We start from the raw sequence: 2,008 nt of genomic DNA, 5'->3' as shown, positions 1-2,008 counted from the left end.
CACGTGCTACCGGACTACCTGTCCGCGCTCGGCATCCCGTTCCACATCGTCGTCCAGGACACGCACAGCGTCGTCAAGCGCGTGATTCCCGAGGGCAAGACGATGTGCTCGCTGTGCTCGCGGCTGCGGCGCGGCGTGCTCTATCGGGTTGCCAGGGAAATCGGCGCCACGCGCATTGCGCTCGGCCATCATCGCGACGACATACTCGAAACCTTCTTCCTCAACCTGTTCTTTGGTGGCCAACTCAAGGCCATGCCGCCCAAGCTCGTGTCCGACGACGGTCAGCACGTGGTCATCCGGCCGCTCGCCTACGTGCGCGAGCGCGATCTCGAAGCGCACGCCCAAGCCTGCGGATTCCCGATCATTCCGTGCGACCTCTGCGGCTCGCAGGAGAATCTGCAGCGGCAGCAGGTGAAGGCGATGCTCCGCGAGTGGGAGAGGCGCTTTCCCGGTCGCGTCGAGACCATCTTCAATGCGCTCTCGCAGGTGAAACCATCGCATCTGCTGGACCCGGCGCTCTTCGATTTCCACGGGCTGCAGGCGACCGGAGAAGCGAGCGCCGAAGGCGACATCGCGTTCGACGAAGTACCGCTCCCTGCGCCGCGGGGCGCTTAATTTGCGCGCCCCGCGTCGCGCCCGGCAGGTCGGGATGCCACGCTGGCGGAACCGACCGCCATGTCGCCTTCGGCAGCGGGGTTTTTGGTAAAATTCTAAGTTTTTCCGGCTCAAGACCGGACTTCCTCTGGGAGACAAACCTCGATGAGCGCACAAGATCAGTTCATGAAACGGAAGGTGGGTTCCTTTTACCCGCCGCAGCGGACCCTGATGGGGCCCGGGCCGTCCGACATCCACCCGCGGGTGCTGTCGGCGATGGGCCGTCCCACCATCGGCTATCTCGATCCGGTGTTCGTCGAGATGATGGAGGAACTGAAGGGGCTGCTCCGCTACGCCTTCCAGACCCGCAACGCGCTCACCTTCCCGGTGTCCGGCCCCGGCTCCGCGGGCATGGAGATGTGCTTCGTCAACATGGTCAACCCCGGCGACAAGGTGGTGGTCTGCCGCAACGGCGTGTTCGGGCAGCGCATGATCGAGAACGTCGAGCGCTGCGGTGGCGTCGCCGTGATCGTCGATGACGCGTGGGGCACTCCGGTCGACCCGAACAAGGTCGAGGACGCACTGCGCAGGAATCCCGACGCGAAGATCGTTGCCTTCATCCATGCCGAGACGTCCACGGGCGTGCGGTCGGATGCCAAGACGATCGCCGCGATCGCGCAGGCGCACGGCGTGCTGACCATCATGGATGCGGTCACCTCGCTGGGCGGCGTGCCCGTGCTGGTTGACGAATGGGGCATCGACGCCGCCTACTCGGGCAGCCAGAAGTGTCTCTCGTGCACCCCGGGCCTGTCACCGATCACCTTCAGCGACCGCGTCGTCGAACTCGTGCGTGCGCGCAAGGAAAAAGTCCACAGCTGGTTCATGGATCTCGGTCTCCTGCTCGGCTACTGGGGCGTCACCACGCGCACCTACCACCACACTGCGCCGACCAATTCGCTGTATGCGCTGCACGAGGCGCTCCTCATGCTGAAGGAAGAGGGGCTGGAGGCGAGCTGGGCGCGTCACGAGCGCAATCACAAGGCCTTGCGCGCCGGCCTCGAGACCCTGGGCATGCAGTACCTGGTCGAAGAAGACTATCGACTGCCGCAGATGAATGCCGTGCGCGTGCTCCCCGATCTCGACGAAAAGGAAGTGCGCCGGCGCCTGCTGCACGATTACAACCTCGAGATCGGTGCCGGCCTCGGCGATCTCGCCGGGAAGATCTGGCGTTTCGGCATCATGGGCTACTCCTGCAAGATGGAGAACGTGATGCTGTGCCTGTGCGCGCTGGAGACGGTTTTCGCCGACATGGGTGCGGGCGCGCGCTTCGGTGCGGCGGAAGCCGCCGCCTATCACGCCTACGCGTTGAATCCGACACACTCACGGTCGAAGAAGGTCGCAGCGGCCTGAGTTC

At 64.7% G+C, this 2,008-nt stretch carries 2 protein-coding genes; both read left to right on the top strand.

Annotated features, from left to right (window positions below):
- The coding region (gene ttcA / locus JNK68_07140) for a tRNA 2-thiocytidine(32) synthetase TtcA (GenBank protein MBL8540131.1) at window positions 1-615 on the top strand (615 nt) is incomplete at its 5' end.
- Between the two features lie 144 nt (window positions 616-759).
- Window positions 760-2,004 carry an alanine--glyoxylate aminotransferase family protein gene (locus JNK68_07135; GenBank protein MBL8540130.1) on the top strand — a complete coding sequence of 415 codons (1,245 nt, stop codon included), beginning with the start codon at window positions 760-762 and terminating at the stop codon, window positions 2,002-2,004.
- Window positions 2,005-2,008: the final 4 nt, after the last annotated feature.

The organism is Betaproteobacteria bacterium (assembly GCA_016791345.1).
Taxonomy (GTDB): domain Bacteria; phylum Pseudomonadota; class Gammaproteobacteria; order Burkholderiales; family JAEUMW01; genus JAEUMW01.
The sequence above is the reverse complement of the archived record's forward strand: the minus strand, read 5'-3'. Positions and strand labels throughout refer to the sequence as shown.